At 54.5% G+C, this 4,252-nt stretch carries 5 protein-coding genes and 1 pseudogene; 1 reads left to right on the top strand and 5 read right to left on the bottom strand.

Translation table 11 applies throughout. From position 1 onward, the window contains the following. The 5 genes and pseudogenes from GFJ39_RS14375 to GFJ39_RS13605 all read right to left on the bottom strand — a co-directional run. Window positions 1–423: pseudogene (locus GFJ39_RS14375) on the bottom strand (MFS transporter); the annotation flags it as partial. A gap of 570 nt (window positions 424–993) precedes the next feature. Then, window positions 994–1,290: a helix-turn-helix domain-containing protein gene (locus GFJ39_RS13620; protein ID WP_153431973.1), complete on the bottom strand. Its 297-nt coding sequence runs from the start codon at window positions 1,288–1,290 to the stop codon at window positions 994–996. Further along, window positions 1,287–1,628: a type II toxin-antitoxin system RelE/ParE family toxin gene (locus GFJ39_RS13615; RefSeq protein WP_153431971.1), complete on the bottom strand. Its 342-nt coding sequence runs from the start codon at window positions 1,626–1,628 to the stop codon at window positions 1,287–1,289. The genes GFJ39_RS13620 and GFJ39_RS13615 overlap by 4 nt, the downstream gene beginning before the upstream one ends. A 440-nt stretch (window positions 1,629–2,068) precedes the next feature. Continuing rightward, window positions 2,069–2,266 carry a LysR substrate-binding domain-containing protein gene (locus tag GFJ39_RS13610; protein ID WP_325062955.1) on the bottom strand — a complete coding sequence of 66 codons (198 nt, stop codon included), beginning with the start codon at window positions 2,264–2,266 and terminating at the stop codon, window positions 2,069–2,071. Then, window positions 2,263–2,844, bottom strand: a complete 582-nt coding sequence (locus tag GFJ39_RS13605) for a TetR/AcrR family transcriptional regulator (RefSeq protein WP_153431967.1) — start codon at window positions 2,842–2,844, stop codon at window positions 2,263–2,265. The genes GFJ39_RS13610 and GFJ39_RS13605 overlap by 4 nt, the downstream gene beginning before the upstream one ends. A gap of 193 nt (window positions 2,845–3,037) precedes the next feature. On the opposite strand from GFJ39_RS13605, the gene GFJ39_RS13600 reads away from it, so the two are divergent. Beyond that, complete coding sequence (locus tag GFJ39_RS13600) at window positions 3,038–4,222, top strand: alpha/beta fold hydrolase (RefSeq protein WP_228391975.1); 1,185 nt, start codon at window positions 3,038–3,040, stop codon at window positions 4,220–4,222. Window positions 4,223–4,252 lie beyond the last annotated feature (30 nt).

Below are 4,252 nucleotides of genomic sequence, written 5' to 3'. Positions count from 1 at the left end.
GAAACGCCCCGAAACACGATTTACAAGATAATCTCCAAACAGTCGGCCCAAAGTCATGGTGCATGAAAATGCAACATATCCTAATCCTGTGTATCGCATATCAATATGGCGGACAGTCGCAAGAAAAACAGCACTCCAATCTATGGCTGCGCCTTCAGTCAGAAAAACAATGAAACACATCATGCCGATCGCGAAAACGACGCCATGGGGTAATACAAACGAAGCACTTTCTTCTGCATTGGTCCGTCCTGTAAGCAGACCTGGCAGGGCAAGAGTGGCGCTCAGAACTAACAAGGCTGCCACAGATACAGACGTGATTGCTGGAGAGAAACTAAGACTGAGCAGGCTACTGACAGCTACCGCTCCAAGAAGCCCCCCACACTGAAAAGGCCATGAAAACCGGACATCATTATTCGTTTGCATGCACGCTCAACTATGACGGCCTGAACATTAACGACGCAATCAATGGTTCCAACGCCCGCTCCAAACACGACCAGTGCAGTTGGCAAAAGAGGTATCGAAGCAGAAGAGGCCAGAACTGGAAGAGCAGCACAGATAGCGAGGGTTGCAATGGCAATGATCCAACGACAACCGTAGCGCCCCGCCAGACTTCCTGCTGCCGGCATGGATACGATCGAGCCTGCACCAAGGCACAGCAGTAAAAGTCCTAGATGGGCATCACTCAAACCACATCGAAATTTTACATAAGGAATGATCGGTGCCCACGCGGCCCCCGCGAATCCTGCAATCAGAAATGCTATGCGTGTGGAATATTGTGCACGAGTTGAATCGGCTTGAGGGCTTTTCAGCGAGAACAAATGAAAATTCCTTTGAAGGCATTGTGCACTCTTGTCACACCTAATACGCCGCAATCAAAAAAGGCGAGCAGGTCACGATCGTTAACCTGTTTTTTTTATCTAGATATCGGACAGTCCGCTTGCCCCCCCCCCCCGTAGCGGTCATCTGAACGAGCGTATCGGGACCTGTGTTTTCTCAGCGAGCCGCAGTAAGTAGCTCACTCACGAGCGACGGCCGCTTATCCAACATCGCCAGCAAAACCTGGGCTGGTCCGGTTGGCTGACGACGGCCATGTTCCCAGTTCAGAAGGGTCCCCTTGGCGACCCCGATGCTTCTGGCAAACTGTGCCTGGGAGAGCCCGGTCCGGGTTCTGATGGCCGCCACGTCAACCGACGGAACACGGACCTGGTGGGTCACGCTGTCCTCGGCCGGAGCTTCCGAATAGGCGAGAGCCTCATTCAGCCCCTGCAGAATGCTATTATAAGCGCTCATGATGGTTCTCCGTATTTCGCAACAAGCGTCTTGCTCAACTCTACCAGGGCGGCCTGTTCAGATCGCGTCAGATTGTCCTTCTCGTTTTTGGCAAAAACAGTCAGGAGGAACAGAGGCATCTGTCTTCCGCCAAAAACGTAGAGAGTTCTGTACCCTCCCCTCTTCCCCCCACCCTCGCGGGAAAAGCGGAGCTTTCGCAGACCGCCGCCTAAAGAAATGCCAGCATCTGGCATCGCAGCGAGCATGTTAATCAGAGCCATACGGTCGTCGTCTGACATCAGGGCTTTTGCCCGCCTTATGAATTCAGGCAGTTCGACAACGGTCTGCAGCTTTGACATTTACAAAGAACTATACGTCATTGGCGAATGAGTCAATGACGTATAGTTCAGAGAAATGAAGGGCGTGATGGGCACTTAGACAAACAGCCGTTCAGAAACCTCAAGGAATACCACGAATCCGCAGTTTTCCGACATAAAATCTATGTCCATTTTTCTACATTATCGGACATAGGGTAGAGACACCAAAAGAGACCCGCAAAGGTCTTTTCGAGGCATGTTCGACAGACGTCATGCAAGGAGAACGTCTGCTGCCAGAAAGACAGCCTGATCGTCTCTAGCCCTCTTTGCGAGAAACATTTTAACTCACGCAGGCTTGGAGCCGTCTCTCTGCGTTGCGGCTGACTTGGGGGGGAAGCGGAATGTCTCTTTTCGGTAGGAAGATGCAGAGATACGGCCATCGATACACCGAAGAGCTAACTCTACAACGGCGCTACCGCTTTTCAGCCTTTCAGGAAATCGATAAAAACACGTAAGGGCACGGGCATCTGTCTGCGGCTGGGATAATACAGACAGAAGGGTTCTGCTCTGGGTATCCAGTTCAGGAGGATCGGTTGTAGTCGCTTTTGCTCGATGTCTTGCTGGGCAAGGGCTTCATAAACATACGCGCAGCCAACATCCAGAACGGCCGCCCGGATCACCGCCCGGAGATTGCCCAACCCTGGATGCTGACATCCGCCAACGCCAGGAATATGGCCGGCGAGTGCTCCAGACGGGCAATCGTTCGCGCGCCTTCGAGGGCGGCTACCAATGCGGTCGCGGAAGAGGATGCGCGCGTCGGAGCGAAGCCGCACCCCCTGAAATGCTCCGCAATAATCTCTGTCGAATCGGCAAATCCGCGCGCGACCCGTTTGGTCAGCTCGACGTCGATTGCCGGCAACTCATTCGCCAGATTCTGCATCAGACAGCCATATTGAAAATCGGAGGCAATCATTTCGGCTGCAAATGTGTCGAAAAGTTGATGCACGAAATTCAGGGCATTATCTGCCGTATTCGCCGAGATACTCCGCAATACAGAAATTCTATTTGCGATATATTGATCGATCGCTTCTTCCGCCAACTGCGCTTTGCCGCGCGGAAAATGAAAGTAGAACGATCCCTTAGGCGCACTGCTTTCCTCGAGGATCTGGGTCAACCCAGTCGCGGTATAGCCTTGGATCCGAAATAGCCGTTCGGCCGTAGCGATCGCTCGAGCGCGGGCGTCAGTCTTGCGTGTCATGCTGCGAACATACCACGCTCCGCTTGACCGATCTATGGCGATCACCCTACTATGGTGATCGCCATAGTGGAGAACCATGATGCCGCTATACCCACGATCTGCGTCTCGACGGGCCGTCTTGGCGACGGGTGTCGCCAGCCTGGTTGCGGCGCCACCTCGACCAGCCCGCGCAAATCTCATAGGAGGAATTGATTTGACCGCTTCGTCATATGGCGCAGGAACGCTGCCCAAGGGCGTTCGCTCGCGCATGATCCAGGGGGTCAATGGCCTTGACGTCCATATTCTCGAGGCTGGTTACGACAGCCCTGGCCGGCCACTGGCGCTACTGCTGCACGGCTTTCCGGACTTGGCTTATGGCTGGCGGCACCTGATTCCGATCCTAGCTGACGCCGGCTATCATGTCGTGGCGCCCGACCAGCGAGGTTTTGGCCGCACTACCGGCTGGGGGGACGGTTATGATGCCCCTCTAGCCCCCTTCAGCCTCTTGAATCTGACACGCGATGCACTCGGATTGGTTTCGGCATTGGGGTATCGGCGTACGGCGATGCTCGTCGGACATGACCTCGGCTCGCCGGTGGCGGCTTATTGTGCGCTCGCTAGGCCTGACGTCTTTCCTTCGGTGGTTCTGATGAGTGCGCCATTCCCCGGTCCACCGGCGTTTCCGTTTAACATTGCGTATAGTGAGGCATCGCCGGATCAGCCGAACACCGACAGCCAAAAGCTTGCCGCAGCGCTAGCGGCACTCGATCCTCCGAGAATGTACTATCAACATTACCTGAGTACATCAGGGGCGAATGAGGACATGTGGCACCCCCCTCAAGGCTTACACGCTTTTCTTCGTGCATTTTTCTACGTCAAGAGTGCAGACTGGCCTGGGAACAAGCCGCATCCGTTGCAGGCACGCACTGCCACTGAATTCTCGAAAATGCCAACTTATTACGTCATGGATCTCGGCAAGACGATGCCCGAAACCGTGGCCGCGTTCGAGCCTTCTGTTGCCGAGATCCAAGCTTGCAAATGGCTAACCGAGCCAGAGCTTGGTGTGTATACTCAGGAGTATTATCGCACCGGATTTCAAGGCGCTCTGCAGGCTTACCGCGTCCTTTCCGATCCTGAACTAAATGCTGAGTTGCGGCTGTTTTCGGGCAAGACTATCGATGTCCCGTCGCTCTTCATCGGCGGGAAGAGCGATTGGGGTACCTATGCGGCGCCGGGCGCGCTTGATGCCATGAGGACAAAGGCAACGACAGGAATGAGTGGCGTTGAGCTTATCGATGGTGCAGGTCATTGGATTCAACAGGAGCAACCGGCTCGACTGGGTACGATGTTGCTAGCTTTCGCGAGGGAGGTGGGGGCTACCGATCCTACAGGTCGTTAAGAGGTGGTCCCCATTTTTCAGACAGGGCGA

This window comes from Gluconobacter aidae (genome assembly GCF_009547075.1).
GTDB classification, from domain to species: Bacteria; Pseudomonadota; Alphaproteobacteria; order Acetobacterales; family Acetobacteraceae; genus Gluconobacter; species Gluconobacter aidae.
Note: the sequence above shows the minus strand (reverse complement) of the source record. Positions and strands in the feature narration are given on the sequence as shown.